We start from the raw sequence: 22575 nt of genomic DNA, 5'->3' as shown, positions 1-22575 counted from the left end.
GCTTTTTTAAGAGGCTACTATCTAGGTCGTTTCTATCATAGCAAAGTACAGACAATAAAAAATGCCCTTTAAATAAATTAAAGGGCATTTTTTTATTGATAGATATGTACTGATTAAAATAATAAGTCAGCGTATCTTTTCCACTTAAAAGTGACCAAGCTTATTTTTCTAGGATACAAGTCACGCCTTGACCACCTGCTGCGCAAATAGAAATAAGTGCACGGCCTGAACCTTTTTGATCCAATAATTTAGCAGCAGTAGCTAAAATACGACCACCAGTTGCCGCAAATGGATGACCTGCGGCTAGTGATGAACCATTTACGTTTAGTTTGCTACGATCAATAGAACCTAGTGGTGCATCTAAGCCTAAGCGCTCTTCACAGAATTTCTCATCTTCCCAAGCAGCTAAGGTTGATAGTACTTGTGAGGCAAAGGCTTCATGAATCTCATAAAAGTCAAAGTCTTGTAAGGTCAGACCAGCGCGCTCAAGCATACGTGGTACCGCATAAGCTGGTGCCATTAGTAAGCCTTCTGTCGTACCAGATTTACCAATAAAGTCTACTGCTGCGGTTTCTTGATGGACGATGTAAGCAAGTGGTTTTAGACCGTGCTCTTTTGCCCACTCATCAGTACCTAGTAGTACACAAGAAGCACCGTCAGTAAGCGGCGTAGAGTTGGCAGCCGTCATTGTTGGGTTGGCATTTTTTCTACCAAATACTGGCTTTAATTTACCCAGTTTTTCTAATGTAGTATCTGGACGCAAGTTGTTATCACGAGTCAGGCCTTTGTACGGCGTGATCAAGTCGTCAAAGAAACCTTCGTCATAAGCGCGTGCTAGGTTTTGATGGCTGTTAAATGCAAGCTCATCCTGCGCTTCACGGCTGATATTCCACTCAAGCGTGGTAATCGCCTGATGATCGCCCATTGATAGGCCAGTACGTGGCTCACCGTTTTGCGGTGAATCGATTAAGTCTTTTGGATTTAGACCCATTAAAGCTTTTAGACGTTGCTTGTTGTCTTTTGCTGCACCAAGTTTGATTAGTACTTTACGCAAGCCGTCGCCGACAGCGATAGGAGCATCAGAAGTAGTATCTACACCGCCAGTAATTGCCGAATCGATCAGACCAAGTGCAATCTTGTTAGCTGAGGCAAAGGTCGCTTGTAAGCCAGTACCACAAGCTTGTGAGATATCATAAGTTGGCGTATGTGGGTTTAGCGCGGTATTTAATGTGGCTTCACGAGTAAGGTTGATATCACGGCTAAGTTTCATGACTGCGCCAGATACCACTTCACCTACTGTTTCGCCTTGTAGGTTATAACGCTCAACCAAACCGTCCAATGCAGCGGTTAGCATATCTGTGTTGCTAACGTCAGCGTATGATCCATTTGAGCGCGCGAATGGAATACGGTTACCACCTAAGATCGCAACACGGTTTAGGTTTGAAGCTGGTTTGGTTGCGCTGGCTTTTTTAGCTGGAGCAGGTTTTTTGGCAGCAGCGGTTTCTACTTTTTCATCGACCGCTTTTTTGCTAGCAGTTTCTTTAGCGCTAGCGTCTTTAGTCGTGGTGTTTTTTGCAGCGGTTTCTTTTTTTGCTGTATCTGATTTTGTATCCGTTGCTTTAACAACAGTACTTTCAACAACAGGGCTATCTGGATGATTGTTTTTATTACTCATAATATTATCCTTAAAAAGTATGGGTAGAAGTAAAAAGTGATAGGTAACAAGAAAAAATAGTTAAGTTGTTTTATACAAGCAAATATTATCATTTATTACGCAATACAGCTGTTTATCATGAGGCATTTTTTATTCACTTAATGTATCTCTTTAGCAAACTATGTGACGCTTGTATGAGGTCGGTAGTAGATTCATGACCATGACGCATCGCTCTAATAGACTGGCTAGTAAGAAATATTAGCATTGCATAACAGTATGTTTGATAATATATTGTTATCAATAATTAAGTATGCCATAACCTATAGGTCAGATTTTAACATGTTATAGTGGCGCTTAACGCTGCTAAAAACGACTGGCTTGTATACTGACTTGTTTACAGATTGTTGTAGACATTATCTGTTTTTGGACTTGTTTATAAGGGAAGTGTATAGTTAGGCTAGTTTTGAGGCGATTTACTAAATTTAAATAATTACGATGTCAATGTCTCTATATAATAGATTCATTGCATTTTTTATTATTATACGAATCATTAATTATAAGGATTATATTATGTCAGACCGTTATGGTGATTTTGTTCAATCTTCTATTGGCAAAAAAGTAGCAAAAAACTTAGGTTTGCCGATGCCAACGACGCTTGATCGTTTCGAAAGCGGTGAGCGTTTGGTGCGTGGTAGTGTATTGGTTGGCCGTGCTACTGGTGATGACAAGAGTGTCAGTGAGTCTGTTGCCCGTATCCTGTCAGACGTCCATGCCGAAGTATATGTAAACAGCAGTGATGATATCAAAGACGCACTTGCTGATGCAGGCGTAGAGGCAAAAGCCAACACGGGCAGCGATGATCAATTCAAAGTACTGCTTTTTGATGCCAGTAATATCAGCAATGCTGAACAGCTAAAAGAGCTTTATGAGTTTTTCCATACAGTTGCACGCCGCGTAGAAAAATCAGGTCGTGTGGTCGTGGTGGGTCGTACGCCAGAGAATATCACTGATATTGAATCTGCAATGGCTCAACGCTCGCTTGAGGGTTTTGTGAAGTCAGTGGGCAAAGAGTTTAAACGCGGTATCACAGCGCAGCTGATTTATGTTGAAGAAGGCGCAGAGCAAAACCTAGATTCAACCTTACGCTTTTTTACTTCAGCTCGTTCAGCTTATGTATCAGGACAAGTAGTACGTGTCAGTAAAGGCAGCTCAGTTGATGTTGATTGGAACCAGCCTTTGGGCGGCAAAACTATGCTAGTGACTGGCGCAAGTCGCGGTATTGGCGAAGCTATCGCTCGTGTATTGGCTCGTGAAGGGGCGCATGTTATCTGCCTAGATGTACCGCAGCAGCAAGCTGACCTACAAAAAGTTGCTAGCGAAATCAGTGGTTCTGCTTTGACGGTAGATATCACTAGTGAAGACGCTGGTGCAGAAATCGCTGACGCTGCCCAAAAACGTGGTGGTCTAGATTCAATCATCCATAATGCTGGCGTGACTCGTGATAAGACGTTGGCTAAAATGGATGAGAAAAAATGGAACATGGTCATTGATATCAACTTGGGCAGTATCGCTAGATTGAATCGCTACTTGTTGGACAATGACGTACTGAAAGAAAACGCACGTATCGTATGTGTGTCGTCAATTTCAGGTATTGCTGGCAACATGGGTCAGACCAACTATGCCACTTCTAAAGCCGGTGTGATTGGTTTGGTTAACGCAACTGCTAAGCAATTAGAAGACAATGCTAAAGGCATGACGATCAATGCAGTCGCTCCTGGTTTCATCGAAACCCAAATGACAGAAGCCATTCCATTTGCTATTCGTGAAGCTGGTCGCCGCATGAACTCAATGAGCCAAGGCGGCTTGCCAGTAGATGTGGCTGAGACTATTGCATGGTTTGCTTCACCTGCGTCTGGCGGTCTAAATGGCAACACGGTTCGCGTCTGTGGTCAAAGCTTACTTGGTGCATAATGTTGATTAATTGATGAGTATATGTGAGAAATAAGGTACAGATAGAGACAGTAGTTGTATCATATGGCCTATTATTTCTCGTTTGTATCACATATGCTTACGAAATAATCTCTGATAAAGTGTAATAAAGCTGCCCAAGGGTGGCTTTTTTATGATAAAAACACAAGAACCAATAGCCAAACTATTTTTTGCTATTAAAGATACTCATGAGGTTGATTAAATTTAATGCTTATTAGATGATTTAATAGTAGGCTTTAGTCAATGACTGCAGATTGTCTTTATATACGTTAAAGAACTTGTTCAAGCCACACTTAGGATGTACTTATGTCAGACAAACATTATGATGCGTTGCCAAAAGCGCACACCACTTACGCCAATATTGTCAAAAGCTTATTGCCTATCGGTAATGGCGGCAAGGTCAGTAGAGACCAGTTGCCACAATCTACTTACTATGTAGATGACTTGCATATCGATCAAGAAAACCTAGATGACTATCGCAAAATTTGCGGTTTTGCTGATGATGGTAAAGTGCCAGCGACCTATTTCTCGGTATTGTCGCAGACGCTGCAGATGAACATGATGGTCAAAGAGCCATTCCCATTTGCCATGTTAGGTCTTGTTCACGTTGATAATAGCGTCACTCAGTATCGTCCGATTGGAGAGCGTGAAACGGTAGCAATGTCGGTTACTTTTGATAACCTACGCGATCATGCTCAAGGTCAGCAGTTTGACTTTGTGACTATTGTAAAGTCAGAAGATGAAGTCATCTGGGAAGGTACATCGACTTATTTATCACGTAGCAAAAAACCTAGTAGTAAAGATAAAAAGAGCACACCGCGTCCGGTAATGGTCAAGCCTGAAGTAAACGAAGCAGGTGTTCATAGCATTTTTGAAGTGCCAGAAGATATCGGTCGTCGTTATGCTTTTGTCTCAGGCGATTTTAACTTGATTCATTTGCATCCACTATCAGCACGCGCGTTTGGTTTTCCTAAAGCGATTGCGCACGGTATGTGGTCAAAGGCTAAGTGCCTTGCTTTAATGGGTGACTTGCCTGATGCTTACACAATTGACGTCTCATTTAAGCTGCCTATATTTTTGCCAGCTGAAGTAGAGCTGATTGCTGAGCCAGTAGCTAAGCTTACAAACGTAGATGATACTTGTGAGTTTGGATTGTATAGCTCTAAAAACAATAAACCGCATTTGGCGGGTGTTGTAACCCTAAAGAGCGACAGCAAGTAATATAAGTATCATAAAGCTTTTATTTTAACAGCCATATTTAACGTACATATTTATTATTATGACTTCACAAAACATGTCTTCAGAAGAAAACGCGATAGACGTAGATCAAACAGATAGCTCGATAGCAACCGATACGGTTGCTGCTAACGATAGCGGCGCTAACATTCATATTAGTGCCGATAATGGCATTGATTTGTCCGATATCTTTGAGCCTTATTTTCGTCCAGATGCAAACACTATCGTGTGCGGTGCATTAGACGAGGAAAAAGTTGCGGCTTTAGCGAAAGCGGGCGTCGAGCTGGTCATCAACTTGCAGCCTGATGACGAGTTGAGCTTTGATGAGGCATCAGCAGTTGAGCAAGCAGGTATGCACTACGAACAACTGCCTATCAGCGGTGCTAAAGAGCTAAAGCAGCTTAAGATATTGGCGTTTGATAATGTATTGCGCCAACATCATGGCAAAAAAGTCGCTATGCACTGTGGGTCGGGTAATAGAGTAGGAGCCGCAATTGCGCTGCGGGCAGGATGGTTGCGTGGACGTAAGATGGATACAGCGATGGAACGTGGTCGCAGTCATGGTTTGACTAAGCTTGAACAAGAAGTTCATAATCGTTTGCTAGTACCGCGTTAACTAGATTTGTGGCATTGAATATTAGTGCTGTCTTAGACGTTTAGACGTTAGTAAACTTTAAAAATATCATTGAAACAAATAATAAAAAAGGCGACCAATAGGTGGCCTTTTTTATTGGCTCATAATTCATTTATACTGGTTCGAATATTTTATATAGCTTGTGTATTACTATCATCTTAAAAGTAGAATAATTTATATCACTGGAGCAAGGTAATAATAATGGATCATAATACAGAGAATTCTAATACACCCATAAACGCTGACTTTCAAAAAAGATTACAGCAATTACTGACAGATTTACAGCTTGATGATGCACCTGCTGGCGGGGCTGTGGCCGTGTATCAGGCAGGTCAATGCATTGCGCAAGCCAGTACAGGTATGGCGCGTCCCGATATACCGTGGCAGACCGATACGTTGGCCATTAATTTCTCTACCGGTAAAGGGGTATTGGCAACGTTGGTTCATGTGCTGGTTTCGCAGCAACTGCTTGAATATGACAAACCTATTGCCCATTACTGGCCAGAATTTGCTGCAAACGGCAAAGACCAAATTACGTTGCGACAAGTCATGTCACATCAAGCCGATTTGTTTTCGATTCAAAGTATTGATGTCGACAGCGAGACAGTACTCGATTGGAATACGATGCTGCGCCACATTGCGGTGATGCCCATTACCTCTCCCGAAGATGCTACCAAATATGATAGCGCTTATAGTGCATTGATCTATGGCTGGGTATTGGGCGGCGTAGTAGAGGCGGTTACTCATTTGTCGCTAGCCGAAGCACTGAGCCAGTACTTAACAGAACCTCTGGGTATTGCCGACAGCTGCTATTTTGGTGTGCCAGATAGCAAAGTAGATCAGGTGGCAAAATTGGCTAAAGATTTTGAAGAAACAGAAGATATAAGCTCTCAATTAAAATCGAGACGCCAAAAACCAACCTTAAAAGTAGACTCTCAAGAGACTTTACGTACTTATGCAAGCTTACCTAGTTATCATTACTGGCAACAGAAAATGCTAAATGACAAACGTACAGCTGAGACGCAAAATAGCCTTGATGAAAATCTAGATAGCTCTGATATTGATAACGTACAACCTGTATTAAATACGGCGCGTATTAATAGTTTATATTTCAATACTAGTCAGCTCAATCTAAAAAACTATAAGGCGGCGCTGATACCTACTGGCAAACATGCCCTTGATTATCATAAGCGTCAAACATTACAGGCGGTCATTCCAGCGGCAAATGGTGTCGCTTCCGCTAAAGCACTGGCAACGATTTACGCAATGCTTGCTAATGGCGGTGTATGGCAAGGAAAAACGCTGATTGATGGTACTACTTTTAAGCAATTATCTACGCCGCAGGTTGAGGGTTTAGACGCGGTTATGCCAGCAGCTATGAAATGGCGATTGGGCTACCATAGATTATTTAGCTTGTATGCTAACAACGATGATACGGATAAGGGAATGAGTCCTGCATTATCAGGATTTGGGCATATGGGATATAACGGTTCGGTTGCTTGGTGCGACCCTGAACGCCAATTGTCATTTGCTTTTATACATAATTTTGATACCACCATGCTCAATGACGTTCGTCAGTTTGCATTGACAGAAGCTGTCTTGAGCTGGGTAGAAGAGATACTTTAATAATGCCAACTTCAATCGCGAATTGATTCTGTTTCAAATACAAGCAGCATTAATGTTAATGCTGCTTGTTTGGTGTCATTTTGAGCAATCTTGATGCACTGAGACCATGGATAAAGATAGAAGTCAAAATAACAATCGAACAAACAATCCACAATTTAAGCGCATCTTCATCCGCGAAGAAACCTTGATTGAGCGCATAGGACAGATAATACAAAGTACCGATACCGCGAATACCCAAAGCTGATATCGCGTATTTCTCGGTATGAGGTAGGTTCAATCCTGATAAAGCAATAAATCCACCAATCGGACGTATAAGTAATAGGAAGGTAAAGCTGACGATATAGACGCGCCATGTCAGCTCAACACCTGCCTGTAACCCTTGACCGAGGAACATGCCGAAGATAACCAGCACTAATGACATTAGTAAGCCTTCTGATTGCTCAGCGAAATCATGTAGTTTTTGATGATAAGTATGCTCACACTCCGAGCGACGAAACGCAAATGCGGCCACGAATACAGCGATAAAACCATAACTGTGTACATACTCTGCAAGACCATAGGCTAATAGCGTCAATGCAATAACCACATAACCTTGCGAGATGGTAGTCTCACGGGTATGTTTAGAAAACACGACTTTGGCCAATATTTTACCAACCAATACACCTACCACTACGCCTGCGCCAATCTTCCACAAAACGTCATGAGTGAACCACGACCATAGCATCTCGTAAGTAAAGGCTTTGCCTTCACTAAACGCTTCTGCAATCTTAATCGCTAGGTACACAAACGGAAAAGCCAAACCATCGTTCAACCCTGCCTCTGACGTTAAAGTAAAACGCGGAGTGTCTTCTCCTCCTGTATTGGGAGGTCCCACCTGAATGCTCGAAGCTAACACTGGATCAGTAGGCGCTAACACTGCACCTAATAAAATAGCTGCACCAAGGCTCAGACCAAACGCGTAATACCCCAAGACTGCCATCGCAAAAATACCAATAGGCATGGTAATGAGTAGCAGTCTTACTGTTGGTCGCCACAATCGCCAAGACAACTCTGTATCGATTTTAATACCAGCACCAACCAATGAGACCAATACAACAATCTCAGTCAATTTTTCGATGAGTAAACCGTTATCAAGTGGGTCTAAAAAGGATAAAGACGTCCACCAGTAGCCCATCATCAGACCGAAGCTGACTTGGAGCATCGGTAATGAGATAGAGGTGCGCTTAAAAATAACAGGAAACAAGGCCCCGAGTAAAAAGGCAATCCCGCAGATTAATAAGAATAAGTTATATTTTTCAATCATAAGGTTTACGCACGTCGTTATGTTTTAAGGGTCGATTTTATGAGGGTAATTCTAGATATTGATGACAATTCACAGCAATAGTTGATAGTCAGTCACTGATACCCTTTATCATGACGTCAAAATAAAATAATTATCGCAAAAAATAGTTATCAAAACGACAGCTACGTTGTTTTTTGGTGAAAAAAAAGCCTGCATTGCGCAGGCTTAATATATTTTTATCAGTATGTCTGTATCATCAATAGTTTACAGACTAGCGCTCCACTTGGCTCACGTCACGTACGGCACCAGTATCAGCACTGGTGGTCATAGCAGCATAAGCACGTAACGCTGGCGAGACATGACGGTCACGGTTGACAGGTTTCCATGCATCACGTCCACGCGCTTCCATGGCTTCTCGGCGAGCGGCTAAGTCTGCATCACTCACGTTCATGTTGATGGTACGGTTTGGGATATCGATATGAATACTATCGCCTTCTTCAACCAAACCAATCGCCCCGCCTTCAGCAGCTTCTGGGCTAGCATGGCCAATTGATAGACCTGATGTACCACCAGAGAAGCGACCATCTGTCAGTAAGGCGCATTCTTTACCCAATCCTTTTGACTTCAGATAAGTCGTTGGGTACAGCATCTCTTGCATACCAGGGCCACCTTTAGGGCCTTCGTAGCGAATGATGACCACATCGCCTGCAACGATTTGATCAGCCAGTACCGCAGCAACTGCATCATCTTGTGATTCAAATAGACGCGCGCGACCAGTAAAGGTTAAGATGCTTTCGTCGACGCCTGCGGTTTTGACCACACAGCCGCGCTCAGCGATATTGCCATATAGTACGGCTAAGCCGCCATCTGTAGAGTAGGCGTGTTTGGCACTACGGATACAGCCTGACTCACGGTTGACGTCGAGGTTTGACCACTCTTTTGATTGTGAGAATGCTTCTGTGGTACGTACGCCACCAGGTGCTGCAAGGAAGCGTGCGCGAGCTTCATGGTTGTCAGGGTTCATGATGTCCCACTTATCAATCGCTTCTTTCATCGTTGCGCTATGGATAGTTGGCACGTCAGTCTTTAGTAACTCAGCACGATCAAGTTCAGCAAGTAATGCAAAGACACCACCAGCACGATGCACGTCTTCCATATGGTATTTCTGTGAAGCAGGTGCTACTTTTGCAAGGCAAGGCACACCGCGACTCAAACGGTCAATATCAGCCATCTTAAAGTCGATCTCTGCCTCATTGGCAGCAGCAAGTAAATGCAAGATGGTATTGGTAGAACCACCCATAGCGATGTCTAGACTCATGGCATTTTCGAAGGCGGCTTTGGTAGCGATAGAGCGTGGTAGTACAGAGTCATCATCTTGCTCATAGCGACGCTTAGCAAGCGACACGATTGTACGACCCGCTTCTAAGAATAGCTCGCGGCGCAATGAGTGAGTAGCTAGCAGTGAGCCGTTACCTGGTAAGGCTAAGCCTAAAGCTTCGGTCAAACAGTTCATCGAGTTGGCTGTAAACATACCAGAGCACGAACCACAAGTAGGGCAGGCTGAAGCTTCGATAGCGGCGACATCTTCATCACTGATACTATCATCAGCCGCGTCCATCATCGCATCGACTAGGTCAAGTTTGCGAACGGCACTGCTGTCACTACTATCGGTATTATGGCTCTTACCAACGGTACTGGCTAAGATTTTGCCCGCTTCCATTGGGCCACCTGAGATAAACACCACTGGAATGTTAAGACGCATGGCGGCCATCAACATACCCGGAGTGATTTTGTCACAGTTAGAAATACAAACTAGCGCATCTGCACAGTGGGCATTGACCATATATTCGACAGAATCAGCGATCAAATCACGGCTTGGTAGCGAGTACAACATACCGCTATGGCCCATTGCAATACCATCATCAACCGCAATGGTATTGAATTCTTTTGCAACGCCGCCTGCTTGCTCAATCTCCCGGGCGACCAGCTGTCCAAGGTCTTTTAGATGCACATGGCCGGGTACAAACTGGGTAAAAGAGTTAGCAATCGCAATGATTGGCTTGCCAAAGTCGCCGTCAGTCATGCCGGTTGCACGCCATAATGCGCGCGCGCCTGCCATATTACGACCGCCGGTAGAGGTTTTTGAGCGATAATCCATGTGATATTCCTTACAAATAGGCGGGGTTGTTAAAATGTGCACCCTCAGTTTTAATAGGGATAGTGTGCTTTTTATAGAGAGTGAGTACTAGTGAATAATACTAATTCGTTACCATACCATTAGATATGAATAACTAATAACAATATGCTAATAACAGTGAATTAATAATCACAAGCGATGAGCGAAAAAACAGTTATTCAAAATAGCTATTCAATACGTTCTAATATGGCTTTATCAAACCAAGGAAGATCAGCTTTGTCTGCTTCTAATTTCACAATGGCTGCAAGCGCATGAGTAGCCAGTAGCTGTTGATAATCGCCACTAGCTTCAATCGTTAACAGTGATTCGGCAGGTAGTGCTTGCGTATTGGGGGTTAGCTCGTCAATACTAACTAATATTTGCTTATTATTTTTATAGAGGACGTCTACACGACCAAAAAACTGCCAGTCTTTAAAAGCGGCAATAATAGCGTCGGCGGCATCCTTGGTATATACCTGCTGCGTCTCTTTACCCGTATTGGTCCAGTGTAATCGTACGGCCAACTGCAATGCCTCACTAAAGACTACCAACGAGCCGATAATTTTTACATGCCAAGGACTGGTCAGCAGTTCCTCGTCAATACCAATTAACTTGGCAGCTTCGTGAGCCGACATGGGTGTATTGAACTGAAGCAGTAGCTCAGGAGTGAGCGGGTGCGTTTGTTTGATCGCATCATCTAAACTGTCATAATGATACAAAAAAGGCAGTGGCAAATCTTGCGTGACAGTCTTCTTTATAATTTTACAATTGTGTATCTGCCAGCTGATGGCTTTATCAGTCAATGCTTCTGCTAATATGATAGCGCTTGGATCGATAGTTTGAGTACTATTGTCAGGCTCAGTACTAAGTTGCTCTAAGCCAGTACTATCAGGCACAGAGAAATTTGATCCAGACGTTTGGGCATTGTCATTGAGTGTTGAAGACGGGTCGCCGTTATCTAGGCTATCTGAGTTGTCTGATGTATTGGTCGGCAAAGTAGGCAAATCCATAAACATAGCGTTATTAAAATAGAGGGTTAATATAACATTTTAAGGGCATGACTCGCCAATAAATTAGTGGGATGAGATGGTAGTTTATACGTATAAGATAATGTCTTTAGTTGAATGACTTATTATAAATTAATCGTATTTTGTCTATTAAAATAATCTAAAATATAGTCGATAATTTGGATGGAAATATAAGCAAAGGAATTAATGAAAAAGTTCTCCGATAACGAATCTATCCAAGAATGGATAACATCATATCGTCTCTATGAAGAGTACCTCTTCTACTACTTACTCATCTGCTTATTTTGATTTTTCGTTGGTTTGTTTTCTATTGGTATACGTATACCAGTATTCAACGATATGCAGAATTTAGCATTTAATACGGTATGGTTTTTAATCCTATGTGTCGCATTAAGCATCCCCAAATTTTGGTATTTTTTGATAAAAGGGCGTCATGGCCAATTGTTTCAAGCCACTGCTAAAGTGTATGAAACATTAGGCAGCATAGAAGATGTTGAACAAAGAGAGCAGGTACATAAGCAGATTACTAGCAATGGCAAGTTGCCCCCTAACCGATTAGAAACGCTATCACTGGCATTTTTATTTGCATTCATACTCTTCGATATATTGTATACCCGCTGCTGGATAAGGGATCTGAGCCTAGTGTGGCAGCCTGAATGGGTCAATGCTTGCATTGGTTGGGTACATAATAACCTATCGATGCCTCCAATTAGCGAAGACAGACAGATTTTTAATTTATGGTTCGATGATGGTCACAATGACACAGTATTGAAAGAGTATTTTGGAGATGAATGGGCGTTTTTGGCTTCTCCATTTGGTGATGCCGCAATGTTTTACCACTTTATCCGAGTGATGATGTTTGTTCCTATCTTAGCGGCATTGTCGATCGTATTGTGGAAGCCGCTGAAATGGCTGGGAATGCAGCAGATTAATCCTAGAAATATTCACAGCGTCATGTCTTTTTTACGTAGTTGTGCTTGGTCGCTTATTTTCGCATTTTTTATGGCGATTGGTATGTGGGGGTTCTTGACCAATACCACTTGGTTTACGTTGGGCTTGATAGATCAAGAAGCATGGTTCGAGAATTTATATATCAACGGTTTATATCTGTTTATCGTTTTTGGTATCCGATTTTTTTATGGCTGGTTTGTTTTTTGGAAAAATATTTTTTTAAGTGTGTAAAAAAGTTCAGTTATTAGGGGTTCGTTCGCTTTGAACTCACATTGCTGACTTGTACTAAAGTCATATTTCGTCCACTATATGACAGACGCTTTTATCTATTTTGGATAGCTATTAAGCTATTAATTAACTAATAATAAAATTCTTAAAGGAAGAAATAATGACTGAATTGAATCAACAGACTACTTATGACGACAATAATATTTTTGCCAAAATGTTAGATGGTGATATTCCATACCATAAAGTATATGAAGATGATAAAACGCTCGCCTTTATGGATATCATGCCGCAAGCAGAAGGTCATGTATTGGTGATCCCGAAGCAAAAAGCGGTAGATTTGGCAGATCTTGAGCCAGAGTATGCCGCTGCGGTATTAATGACCTCTAAAAAGGTCATGCAAGCCCAGCGTCAAGTGTTTGAACGTGAAGGCGTTATCCAAATGCAGTTGAATGGCTCACAAGCAGGTCAAACAGTCTTTCATTATCATGTGCATCTCATTCCATCAAGTATCCATGAGTTGGGAGGTCATGCAGTGACCCAAGCCGACAACAATGATTTGGCAGATATTGCGCAGAAGTTGGCGGCAGTGATTGATGCCTAGTCAGGAAACAGAGTGCTTCTGTTTAGGTATAAAAAGTATTAGTATTTACGAATTAGCGAGCATTTATAGGTTAGAAACTATTAAAATAGAATACATATACAATCAAAAGGCAGCTAACAAGCTGCCTTTTTTATTTTCTTGGTAATAGTCATGTAACATTCGTTAAAGTCATGTTACGAGTTGAACGCTTGTCTAGGGTTTTGGAAAAGAGTGTGATAATTATTATAACCATTCACACACATTTTCTAATCTTTGCCTTACTTAGAATTTTTCATAAAAAGGCATCGCCAACTTTTGAGGATATTATCTTTCATGAGTAAATTACCTCGTTCGACTATTTTATTACCAGTCTTTGTACCTGCAGCAATTATTATGCTGCTATTGGTCATTGGTACGGCTATTAACCCTGAAGCAGCGGGTGCTCTGTTTAGTGATGTGCTTAGTTTTACGACTGAGACATTCGGCTGGTTTTATATGCTGGCAGTGGCACTGTTTTTGATGTTCATTATTGTACTGGCGTTTTCGTCTTATGGCAGTATCAAGCTAGGTCCTGATCATGCTGAGGCGGAGTACGGATTCCTTGAATGGTTTGCCATGCTGTTTTCGGCAGGTTACGGGATTGCGCTACTGTTTTATGGGGTGGCGGAACCAGTAATGCACTTTTCTAGTCCGCCAATGTCGGATCCGAAAACTATCGCCGCGGCAAAAGAAGCGATGCAAATTGCGTATTTTCATTGGGGTTTTCATATTTGGGCGATTTATGGTGTCGTTGGTTTATCACTAGCGTATTTTGCGTTTCGTCATGGTTTACCATTATCAATACGCTCGACGCTGTACCCGATTATTGGTGACAGGATTCATGGCCCTATCGGTCATACGGTTGATGTGTTTGCGATATTAGGTACGATGTTTGGTATTGCGACCAGTCTTGGCTTATCGGTGTCGCAAATCAATGCGGGACTTAATTATCTATTGCCAGATATTATTCCAGTGAATACGACCGTACAGGTGATTGCCATTGCCTTGGTGACAGCCGCGGCACTGGTATCGGTATTGGCAGGGATGGATAAGGGTGTAAAACGCTTATCTATTTTAAATATGCTACTGGCAACTGCGTTGATGCTGTTCGTATTTGTTGTTGGTCCGACCATTTTTATCTTGAACGCCTTTATGGAAAATACGGGTAGTTATTTGGGTAATATTGTCGAGCGTACCTTTAGCTTGCAGGCATACGAAAATAGCAATTGGATCGGCAGCTGGACTTTATTTATTTTTGCATGGACGATTGCATGGGCACCTTTTGTAGGTCTGTTTATCGCCAAGATTAGCCGTGGTCGTACTATTCGTGAGTTCGTGTTGGGTGTGATGTTGGTACCGACCTTCTTTACATTCTTTTGGTTTTCGGTGTTTGGCGATACCGCGCTACACATGATCATGGTCGATGGTTATACCTCGTTAATCAGTGAAGTACAAAACAACCAAGCGATTGCTTTGTTTAAACTGTTAGAGAATCTACCGTTTACTGAATTTGTGTCGTCATTGACCATTTTATTGATTATTACCTTTTTTGTGACGTCATCGGATTCTGGCTCATTGGTAATCGACTCGCTAGCGGCAGGTGGTCGCAGTGATACACCATGGTGGCAGCGTAGCTTTTGGGTAGTGACTGAAGGTGCTGTCGCAGCAGTATTGCTACTTGCAGGTGGTTTAGAAGCCCTACAAACAGCGGCTATCGTTAGTGCGTTACCATTTGCGATTATTATTCTTATTTCAATGTTTGGTATGTGGCGTGCGCTTCGTATCGAAGGACATCGTAATCAGAGCCTCGGTAATGACAACAGACTGCCGCCGCATCTACTCAAACCGTCTGCATGGCGCGAGCGTATTGACTATATGACCGATAAGCCAACGCGTGAAAAGGTCTTAAGTTATATCAAAGAAGTGGTTATGCCTTCGATGATGGAGGTGTCGTCTAAATTTGCAGAAACTGGTTGGACGACTGAGGTCAACTATGACGCGGTTAATAACCGAGCCGTATTAGAGCTACAGCGCGGTGACGATGTTGAATTTTGGTATGAGGTGCGCTTATCTGAGCATGATGCGCCTGATTATTATACTGAAGACAGTGCGGATACCTTGCCACAAGAGCATCATCATCGCGCTGAGGTGTATCTACGCCGTGGTGGTCAGACCTATGACTTATACGGCTACAAATCTGAATCAGTGATTAATGACATCATCGATCAGTTTGAGAAGTATTTACATTTCCTCAATGTGTCGCCTGATAGCCTGCCGTGGCGCATGCAGGAGCATGATGATGACATCACACTAGAGCAGGGCAGTGTGCTTGATAAATAATGCATGGGATGTATTAAAAACGACCAATGCTTATGCAAGCTATTCACGTTAATCGCTTGCAATAAACGCAGGAATCCTTAGAATAACGGCTTGTTTTCTTTACAAATCAAGCCGTTTTTTATGTCTATTCATTCTCCCATTTTACCTTCTTCCTCGACTTTGTCTGACCATCCATTGTTACAGCCATTGAATATCGGTGGCCTGACGATTGAAAACCGTTTGATGGTCGCACCGATGGCAGGCGTGACGGACAATCCTTTCCGCCGATTGTGTAAGTCATTTGGCGCAGGTCATGCGGTCAGCGAGATGATCATCGCTGATACGGCACTCTATGCGCGCAAAAAATCCTTGTATCGTGCCAATTTTGACAATGAGATTGCGCCTATTTCGGCGCAGATAGCAGGTGCTGAACCGGATAAACTGGCTGAAGCGGCACGATATCAGATTGATAATGGTGCACAGATTATTGATATCAATATGGGTTGTCCGGCGAAAAAGGTCTGTCGTAAGCTGGCAGGCTCTGCATTGTTGCAAGACGAAGATTTGGTCGCGCGATTGCTAGATGCCACGGTCAATGCTGTGAATGCACCTGTCACACTAAAGACACGTCTAGGTTTTGAAAACGGTCGTGAAAACATCTTACGAGTCGCCAAGCGTGCTGAGCAGGCAGGTATTGCAGCGATTGCTATTCATGGACGTACGCGTGAAGACATGTATACAGGCAATGCGCGCTATGAGCTAATACGCGAAGTCAAAGAAAGTATCAGTATTCCTGTCATTGCGAATGGTGATATCGATAGTGCACAAAAAGCCCAACACGTCTATGAGATGACAGGCTGTGATGCGGTGATGATTGGGCGTGCTGCACAAGGGCAGCCGTGGATATTTCGCGATATTGAGCACTTTTTGCGTACTGGCGAGCGCCTAGAGGCACCAAGCGTGAGTGAGATAAAACAGATCGTACTGGCCCATTTGCAAGAGCTTTATGATTTCTACGGGGAGTACTCAGGCTGCCGTATCGCTCGCAAACATATTGCATGGTATACGACAGGTATTCCAAACTCTAACGCCTTTAGACAGGCGATGTATGGTGAAGAAAGCACCGCTGGGCAATTCAAAGTGGTCGAGACTTTTTTGCAGGCGCACGAGTAGTAATCGCTTAAATATTGTTTTATAAATCAGTGCTAACCATGTCTATGCATCGTTTTTTGATGGCGCTTTTATATATCAGCTATGCTTTATCAATTGGCACAGTATGATTGTCAGTATCAGGCTGTTTATCAGGCGCAGGTTTTCTATTTTGCCAAGGGAATCGTCCTTCTAATTCAACCTGTAACGATAAGCTTAAAAAGGTTCGAATCAGTACGATAAAACCTAGCACCAGTACGCTGCGTAGCGATGGCTCGGTGACGACAGTAGCCACAATATCAGCGGCGATTAGCACCTCTAACCCCAACAGTATAGACTTACCTACGGTCTGTCTGATTTCAACATAAGTATCATTATTGAAATGACCAGACGCTCGAAAAGCTCTATACAAAGCAAGAAATAGCCCAAAAAACATAATGAGGACGCCAATGACTTCGATCATTTTGGCAATTAAGTCGATATAGTGAGTTAGTGTGTCTATCAAAGCAGGTACCCCTCATAATTGATCAGAAAAAAGCTTAGCACTTAGTAGTTAACAACAAGCTAAAAATATATTTATAAATATTTATGTCGACGAAATTTGTAAAAGTCCCGTTAGCTAACGCCCACTATGGTTTTGTTCACTCCATACGACATTTTTTGCTATGCTATAACCGAATACCAATAACTATAGAATAAACGAAAAGGACTTTTTATGGCCAATCTCTCGAAAAAAGCAATCACCAAAGCCGTCAAAGGCAAGAATATTATCATCACAGGCGCTTCAAGTGGTATCGGCGAGCGTACGGCTTTTTTGCTCAGTGAATGCGGCGCGCATGTTATTTTGCTGGCCCGTACTGAAGATAAGCTAAAAATGGTCAAAGAAAATATTGAAACACTTGGCGGCGCGGCTAGTTACTATCCATGCGATCTGACCAATATGGATGAGATTGAAAAAACCAGTGAAAAGATTTTGGCTGACTTTAAGCATGTCGATGTACTAGTCAACAATGCGGGTCGTTCGATTCGCCGTTCAGTGCATGAGTCGGTCAACCGTTTTCATGATTTTGAACGTACCATGGAGATTAATTATTTTGGCGCGGTCAAAATCATTCTTGGTTTCTTGCCAACGATGATTGGTCGCCAAACTGGTCAAATCGTGAATATCTCATCAATTGGAGTATTGGCAAACAGCCCTCGTTTTTCAGCATATGTCGCGTCAAAAGCTGCCTTAGACGCATTTAGTCGCTGTTTGGCTGCTGAAGTCAAAGGCGATAATATCAAAGTGACCAATATCTTTATGCCACTTGTGCGTACCCCGATGATTGCGCCAACCAAGCTATATCGTTATATGCCAGCACTGATGCCTGACGAAGCAGCGATGATGGTCGCAAAAGCCATCGTTCATAAGCCAAATAGCATCGCTAGTAATATGGGTAAATTTGCATCGGCGACTTATTCACTGGTACCAGCCTTTAACGTTGGCGTCCAGTCCATTGGTTATCGCATTTTCCCAAGTTCGACCGCCGCACAAACGACTGATAGCAAGCCTAACCTTGCTCAGCGTGCCTTTGCCAAAATTCTTCCTGGTGAGCATCACTAGAATCGATGTGTTATCAGGCTCGAATTTGAATAAAAAGGATACTACGGTATCCTTTTTTTATGCCTCAAATACTCTTAAGCAGTATAAAAGCCTTCTTCGCCGCCAGTATATTAAAGGCTTAATTATGCGATGAATAAATACTCAAAACTTCCGCTGTTAAATTTTCTTTATATCTCTAAGTTTCAATAAGATGAATAAAATTCATCTTATGTTTAAATTGTATCGTTTTTATTCATGTTTAGATTTCGGTATGATTCACCTCATACACAGATTTGGTTTTATCTCAGATAAATAAGGTAGCGGATCACCATGAGTAAAGAATTCAATTGTTCAATTAAGCACATTCGTTTTGACGAAAACTATCAGCCTGCAGATAGCACGCGTTTGACGACTAACTTTGCAAATTTGGCACGCGGCGAGCACCGCGAAGAGAACTTACGCAAAACGTTAACCATGATCAATAACCGATTCAATGCATTGGCACATTGGGACAATCTGACAGCAGATCGTTATTCTGTTGAAGTTGATATCATCTCTGTCGATCTAGATGTTAAAGGCAATGGTCAGACGTTTCCTATTATCGAAACGCTAAAAACAACGATTGTGGATCATAAAGAAAACAAGCGTATCGACGGTATGGTTGGCAACAGTTTCTCATCTTACGTGCGTGATTATGACTTTAGTATTGTGTTACCAGAGCATCGCGACAAAAACCTAGCATCCATAACGCCAGATAATTTTGGTGAGTTGCACGGCAAACTGTTTCAATACTTATTGAATTCAGAGGCTTATAACGCTCATTTTCACAAAAAACCAGTGATTTGCCTGAGCGTGTCAACCAGCAAGACTTACTACCGTACTGTCAATCAGCACCCTGTATTGGGCATTGAATACAAGCAAGATGAATACTCGTTGACTGACGATTACTTTCATAAAATGGGCTTAACGGTACGTTATTTTAAGCCTGAAGGTAGCGCCGCGCCGTTAGCCTTTTATTTTGCAGGGGACTTGCTCAGTGATTACACCGATCTTGAGCTGATTAGTGCAATCAGTACTATGGAGACCTTTCAGAAGATCTATCGTCCTGAGATTTACAATGCCAATTCAAGCGCTGGTCAAGTGTATCAACCTAGCCTGAATTACCAAGACTATTCATTAACTCAAGTGGTCTATGACCGTGCCGAACGCAGTCAGATGGCAGTGACCCAAGGCAGATTTACTGAGACGCATTTTATTAAGCCGTATCAAACAATCCTTGAGGAATGGGCTGCAAGCTATGATGTAACAGGCGATACTGCTCAAAAAGAAGCTGCTGAAAAAGAAACGGCTAGGAAGCAAGCCGCTTAACTGAGCATTACTCATCAACATAATAAAAAACAAATTAATCAGAAGATAAATCGTATGAAACTACTATTACCGACGTCTACCGCTGGCAGCTTACCAAAACCTTCTTGGCTAGCAGAACCAGAGAAAATTTGGTCACCTTGGGCGCTAGAGGGCGAGCAGTTGCTTGAAGCCAAGCAAGATGCGCTACGTGTATCATTGCAAGAGCAGCAGCATGCAGGGATTGATATTGTCAGTGATGGCGAGCAGACCCGTCAGCATTTTGTGACTACATTCATCGAGCACCTTGATGGTGTTGACTTTGAGAAGCGTGAAACGGTCAAAATCCGCAATCGCTATGATGCGAGCGTGCCCTCAGTCGTTGGTGCGGTGAGCCGCCCAAAGTCCGTGTTTGTTGATGATGCCAAGTTTTTACGTCAGCAAACCGATCAGCCAATTAAATGGGCGCTGCCAGGGCCGATGACGATGATTGATACGTTATATGACAGTCATTATAAAAGCCGTGAAAAATTGGCTTGGGAATTTGCTAAAATCCTGAACCAAGAAGCAAAAGAATTAGAGGCGGTTGGCGTTGATATTATCCAGTTTGATGAGCCAGCATTTAACGTGTTCTTTGATGATGTGAACGACTGGGGTATTGCAACTTTAGAGCGCGCCATTGAAGGCCTAAAATGTGAGACAGCTGTGCATATTTGTTACGGCTATGGCATCAAAGCCAATACCGATTGGAAAAAGACACTGGGCTCAGAGTGGCGCGAATACGAAAAAGCGTTCCCCAAACTGCAACAGTCTAAAATAGATATTATCTCACTGGAGTGTCAAAACTCACGTGTACCTATGGATCTGATTGAATTGATTCGTGGTAAAAAGGTGATGGTCGGTGCCATTGATGTGGCAACCAACACTATCGAGACACCAGAAGAGGTGGCAGATACGCTACGCAAAGCGCTACAATTCGTTGATGCTGACAAGCTGTATCCTGCGACCAACTGCGGCATGGCACCTTTGTCTCGCCAAGTCGCACGTGGTAAGCTCGCAGCCTTAAGCGCTGGTGCTCAAATCGTTCGTCAAGAACTGACTGCTTAGAGTTTAGCCGTTTAGGAAATTCTATTTAAAGAATTTCCTTTGCAAAACTAAAATTGAAGCACAATTTTTTAACGTTATTTTTTAACGTTTCTCAGGATTGAAGCAATGATTAAAGATAGGATTGACGCGACCGACTTTAGAGATGCCATGTCTTTGCTAACGACTGCGGTCAATGTGGTGACCACAGCAGGTGCAACGGGCGTACATGGGTTTACAGCATCGGCAGTATGTAGTGTCACAGACACACCGCCGACCTTGCTTGTCTGTATGAATCAAACGTCTCGGTCACATGGCTACTTTCTGGAAAATAAGATTTTAAGTGTCAATGTGTTAGGCGCGCAACATGAGCAGCTGTCCAATGCTTTTGCCTCTAAACTGTGTTCAGAAGAACGGTTCGAATATGGTTCTTGGACACAATTACAAACAGGCGCTCCTGTATTGGAGGATGCCTTGGTCAGCTTTGATTGTGAGATTGAACAAATTCAAGAAGTCGGCACACATAGCGTCTTTATGTGCCGCGTTGTCGCCATCAATCAGGCTGAGCCACAAGGCGGAACTGATGAAGGGTTGGTTTACTTCAATCGTGCCTATTCTAGAGTTGGGCAAGTAGAGCTTATTTAATCCAATATCTATAATCTAACACCTAAGCCTATGGGCTATTGCTCGTGCAATATTGAGCAGTCGTTTAACTATAATTATCATTTCATTAAATCTAAATAAGAAGTAACTATCCTGTGGAATTAATAACTTTTTTAATAATAGGGGCGCTAGCAGGATTTGCTGCGGGGCTATTTGGAGTAGGCGGTGGCACTATTATCGTGCCACTGCTATTTATCGTCTTTACGCAAATGGGTTACAGTCCTGACAGTATTATGCACTTGGCCTTGGGTACTTCACTGGCGACTATTATCGTTACATCCATAAGCTCGCTCATGGCGCACAACAATAAAGGCGCAGTCATGTGGCCTGTCTTTAAAAATCTGACGCCAGGCTTAGCAGTAGGCTGCTTTTTAGGGGCGGGGATCGCAGGACAGATATCTGGATTATATCTCCAGTTGATTGTAGGTGTGTTTTTGCTTTGGGTTGCTTATAAAATGTTTATGGGTGGCAAAAAGAAAGCAAATAGCGATGCTGGTAATGTTCATATAGCTTTGCCTTCAAAGCCTAAGCAGCTAGCAGCAGGGGCGGGTATCGGTATTGCTTCTGCTATTTTTGGGATTGGCGGTGGTAGCTTAACCGTACCTTATCTCACGCGTTACGGTGTGGTTATGCAAAAAGCCGTTGGAACCTCAGCCGCTTGTGGTTTACCTATCGCCATTGCAGGTGCGCTAGGGTTTATGTTCTTTGGCATGCAAGCTCAAGTCGACGTGCCCAATACGATTGGCTTTGTCCATATTTATGCTTTTTTCGGCATTAGCATCATGAGCTTTTTCACCGCCAAGCTAGGCGCAAAAGTTGCTCACGCATTATCGCCACAGTTGCTGAAAAAATGCTTTGCAGTACTGTTGACCGTCGTAGGCTGTTACTTCTTATATAAAGGATTGCTCTAAGTAATTTGAGATGAATGGACGCTTGAAAGGATTCAAGGGCAGGTTTTCAATGAACTATTCGACTAGCTAAATTCTTAAATTATAGCTAGCCGATATGCAGT

18 protein-coding genes are annotated in these 22575 nt (G+C 42.8%); 13 read left to right on the top strand and 5 right to left on the bottom strand.

Annotated elements, in window-relative coordinates; genetic code table 11:
* Positions 1-160 precede the first annotated feature (160 nt).
* Positions 161-1675 (bottom strand): acetyl-CoA C-acetyltransferase, encoded by a 1515-nt coding sequence (locus Q0788_RS03240; protein ID WP_298807814.1) that lies wholly within the window; start codon positions 1673-1675, stop codon positions 161-163.
* 549 nt (positions 1676-2224) lie between these two features.
* On the opposite strand from Q0788_RS03240, the gene Q0788_RS03235 reads away from it, so the two are divergent.
* The 4 genes from Q0788_RS03235 to Q0788_RS03220 all read left to right on the top strand — a co-directional run bounded on the left by Q0788_RS03235 (position 2225) and on the right by Q0788_RS03220 (position 7139).
* Entirely contained in the window at positions 2225-3625 is a 1401-nt protein-coding gene (locus tag Q0788_RS03235) for a 3-oxoacyl-ACP reductase (RefSeq protein WP_201566771.1), read from the top strand.
* A gap of 324 nt (positions 3626-3949) precedes the next feature.
* Positions 3950-4864 carry a MaoC/PaaZ C-terminal domain-containing protein gene (locus Q0788_RS03230; protein WP_298807813.1) on the top strand — a complete coding sequence of 305 codons (915 nt, stop codon included), beginning with the start codon at positions 3950-3952 and terminating at the stop codon, positions 4862-4864.
* Positions 4865-4937: 73 nt separating this feature from the next.
* Positions 4938-5495 carry a sulfur transferase domain-containing protein gene (locus Q0788_RS03225; RefSeq protein ID WP_298807812.1) on the top strand — a complete coding sequence of 186 codons (558 nt, stop codon included), beginning with the start codon at positions 4938-4940 and terminating at the stop codon, positions 5493-5495.
* 219 nt (positions 5496-5714) lie between these two features.
* Complete coding sequence (locus Q0788_RS03220) at positions 5715-7139, top strand: serine hydrolase (protein ID WP_298807811.1); 1425 nt, start codon at positions 5715-5717, stop codon at positions 7137-7139.
* 55 nt (positions 7140-7194) lie between these two features.
* Here Q0788_RS03220 and Q0788_RS03215 read toward each other — a convergent pair whose 3' ends face one another.
* The 3 genes from Q0788_RS03215 to Q0788_RS03205 form a co-directional block, all read right to left on the bottom strand.
* Positions 7195-8442, bottom strand: a complete 1248-nt coding sequence (locus Q0788_RS03215; RefSeq protein WP_057759457.1) for a cation:proton antiporter — start codon at positions 8440-8442, stop codon at positions 7195-7197.
* Positions 8443-8692: 250 nt separating this feature from the next.
* Positions 8693-10579, bottom strand: a complete 1887-nt coding sequence (gene ilvD / locus Q0788_RS03210) for a dihydroxy-acid dehydratase (protein ID WP_298807810.1) — start codon at positions 10577-10579, stop codon at positions 8693-8695.
* Positions 10580-10785: 206 nt separating this feature from the next.
* Entirely contained in the window at positions 10786-11607 is an 822-nt protein-coding gene (locus Q0788_RS03205; protein ID WP_298807809.1) for a hypothetical protein, read from the bottom strand.
* Positions 11608-11964: 357 nt separating this feature from the next.
* Here Q0788_RS03205 and Q0788_RS03200 point away from each other — a divergent pair, with 357 nt between their 5' ends.
* From Q0788_RS03200 to dusB, 4 genes are all read left to right on the top strand, one after another.
* A complete protein-coding gene (locus Q0788_RS03200) occupies positions 11965-12807 on the top strand; it encodes a hypothetical protein (protein WP_298807807.1) in 843 nt (280 codons plus the stop codon).
* A gap of 157 nt (positions 12808-12964) precedes the next feature.
* On the top strand, positions 12965-13405 hold the full coding sequence (locus Q0788_RS03195) for an HIT family protein (RefSeq protein WP_298807805.1): 441 nt from the start codon (positions 12965-12967) through the stop codon (positions 13403-13405).
* 312 nt (positions 13406-13717) lie between these two features.
* Positions 13718-15763: a BCCT family transporter gene (locus Q0788_RS03190; protein ID WP_298807804.1), complete on the top strand. Its 2046-nt coding sequence runs from the start codon at positions 13718-13720 to the stop codon at positions 15761-15763.
* 120 nt (positions 15764-15883) lie between these two features.
* Positions 15884-16915 (top strand): tRNA dihydrouridine synthase DusB, encoded by a 1032-nt coding sequence (gene dusB, locus Q0788_RS03185; RefSeq protein ID WP_298807803.1) that lies wholly within the window; start codon positions 15884-15886, stop codon positions 16913-16915.
* Between the two features lie 79 nt (positions 16916-16994).
* Here dusB and Q0788_RS03180 read toward each other — a convergent pair whose 3' ends face one another.
* Positions 16995-17396 carry a DUF1622 domain-containing protein gene (locus Q0788_RS03180; protein ID WP_298807801.1) on the bottom strand — a complete coding sequence of 134 codons (402 nt, stop codon included), beginning with the start codon at positions 17394-17396 and terminating at the stop codon, positions 16995-16997.
* A gap of 210 nt (positions 17397-17606) precedes the next feature.
* On the opposite strand from Q0788_RS03180, the gene Q0788_RS03175 reads away from it, so the two are divergent.
* From Q0788_RS03175 to Q0788_RS03155, 5 genes are all read left to right on the top strand, one after another.
* Positions 17607-18494, top strand: coding sequence for an SDR family NAD(P)-dependent oxidoreductase (locus Q0788_RS03175; RefSeq protein ID WP_057759469.1), 888 nt, complete (start codon positions 17607-17609; stop codon positions 18492-18494).
* Positions 18495-18803: 309 nt separating this feature from the next.
* On the top strand, positions 18804-19841 hold the full coding sequence (locus Q0788_RS03170) for a DUF1852 domain-containing protein (protein ID WP_298807796.1): 1038 nt from the start codon (positions 18804-18806) through the stop codon (positions 19839-19841).
* A 54-nt stretch (positions 19842-19895) separates the two neighbouring features.
* Entirely contained in the window at positions 19896-20924 is a 1029-nt protein-coding gene (locus Q0788_RS03165) for a methionine synthase (RefSeq protein ID WP_298807795.1), read from the top strand.
* Between the two features lie 105 nt (positions 20925-21029).
* The gene (locus Q0788_RS03160) at positions 21030-21545 is read left to right on the top strand and encodes a flavin reductase (protein WP_298807794.1); all 516 of its coding nucleotides are present in this window, start codon (positions 21030-21032) and stop codon (positions 21543-21545) included.
* Between the two features lie 113 nt (positions 21546-21658).
* The gene (locus Q0788_RS03155; RefSeq protein ID WP_298807793.1) at positions 21659-22474 is read left to right on the top strand and encodes a sulfite exporter TauE/SafE family protein; all 816 of its coding nucleotides are present in this window, start codon (positions 21659-21661) and stop codon (positions 22472-22474) included.
* Positions 22475-22575: the final 101 nt, after the last annotated feature.

This window comes from uncultured Psychrobacter sp. (genome assembly GCF_947500265.1).
GTDB lineage: Bacteria > Pseudomonadota > Gammaproteobacteria > Pseudomonadales > Moraxellaceae > Psychrobacter.
Note: the sequence above shows the minus strand (reverse complement) of the source record. Positions and strands in the feature narration are given on the sequence as shown.

Bases quoted from the DNA above. Each gene is read 5' to 3' on its own strand.
- Q0788_RS03195 (WP_298807805.1), top strand. From the start codon at position 12,965: ATGACTGAATTGAATCAACAGACTACTTATGACGACAATAATATTTTT.
- Q0788_RS03225 (WP_298807812.1), top strand. From the start codon at position 4,938: ATGTCTTCAGAAGAAAACGCGATAGACGTAGATCAAACAGATAGCTCG.
- Q0788_RS03190 (WP_298807804.1), top strand. From the start codon at position 13,718: ATGAGTAAATTACCTCGTTCGACTATTTTATTACCAGTCTTTGTACCT.
- Q0788_RS03175 (WP_057759469.1), top strand. From the start codon at position 17,607: ATGGCCAATCTCTCGAAAAAAGCAATCACCAAAGCCGTCAAAGGCAAG.
- Q0788_RS03160 (WP_298807794.1), top strand. From the start codon at position 21,030: ATGATTAAAGATAGGATTGACGCGACCGACTTTAGAGATGCCATGTCT.
- dusB (WP_298807803.1), top strand. From the start codon at position 15,884: ATGTCTATTCATTCTCCCATTTTACCTTCTTCCTCGACTTTGTCTGAC.
- Q0788_RS03165 (WP_298807795.1), top strand. From the start codon at position 19,896: ATGAAACTACTATTACCGACGTCTACCGCTGGCAGCTTACCAAAACCT.
- Q0788_RS03200 (WP_298807807.1), top strand. From the start codon at position 11,965: ATGCAGAATTTAGCATTTAATACGGTATGGTTTTTAATCCTATGTGTC.
- Q0788_RS03215 (WP_057759457.1), bottom strand. From the start codon at position 8,442: ATGATTGAAAAATATAACTTATTCTTATTAATCTGCGGGATTGCCTTT.
- Q0788_RS03205 (WP_298807809.1), bottom strand. From the start codon at position 11,607: ATGGATTTGCCTACTTTGCCGACCAATACATCAGACAACTCAGATAGC.
- Q0788_RS03220 (WP_298807811.1), top strand. From the start codon at position 5,715: ATGGATCATAATACAGAGAATTCTAATACACCCATAAACGCTGACTTT.
- Q0788_RS03240 (WP_298807814.1), bottom strand. From the start codon at position 1,675: ATGAGTAATAAAAACAATCATCCAGATAGCCCTGTTGTTGAAAGTACT.
- Q0788_RS03170 (WP_298807796.1), top strand. From the start codon at position 18,804: ATGAGTAAAGAATTCAATTGTTCAATTAAGCACATTCGTTTTGACGAA.
- Q0788_RS03230 (WP_298807813.1), top strand. From the start codon at position 3,950: ATGTCAGACAAACATTATGATGCGTTGCCAAAAGCGCACACCACTTAC.
- ilvD (WP_298807810.1), bottom strand. From the start codon at position 10,579: ATGGATTATCGCTCAAAAACCTCTACCGGCGGTCGTAATATGGCAGGC.
- Q0788_RS03235 (WP_201566771.1), top strand. From the start codon at position 2,225: ATGTCAGACCGTTATGGTGATTTTGTTCAATCTTCTATTGGCAAAAAA.